Genomic DNA, 391 nt, shown 5'->3' on the forward strand with positions numbered 1-391 from the left:
CAAAAAATAGTGTATTATCAAACTAGAGGTGATCATATGGAGAGAGCACAGATTTTACGAAATATTATGGAAGAAAAAAACATGAAAGTTGCTGATTTAGTACGGATTACAGGTATTGCTTATTCAACCATTAAATCTATGCTAGAAAATGGTATTGAAAAAACAAGTTATGTAAATGTTTGCAAAATCTGCGATGCGTTAGGAATTAGTACCGACGAGCTCGAAGCAATGGCAAATGATGGCTCCAAAGCAGTTCCTCAGCCCACCTATGCTGATGTAGAAAAACTTGTAGCCAGAAACGGAAAGAAAATGTCTGTTGAACAGAAAATGCGCCTGATACAGCTCCTGTCCGAAATTGAATTTGAGGACTGATTTTATTGAGAAATTATTT

At 35.8% G+C, this 391-nt stretch carries 1 protein-coding gene; it reads left to right on the forward strand.

Going from position 1 to position 391, the window contains the following annotated elements:
• The coding region (locus NE664_15440) for a helix-turn-helix transcriptional regulator (protein ID MCQ4728026.1) at positions 1-372 on the forward strand (372 nt) is incomplete at its 5' end.
• Positions 373-391 lie beyond the last annotated feature (19 nt).

The organism is Anaerotignum faecicola (assembly GCA_024460105.1).
Classification (GTDB): domain Bacteria; phylum Bacillota; class Clostridia; order Lachnospirales; family Anaerotignaceae; genus JANFXS01.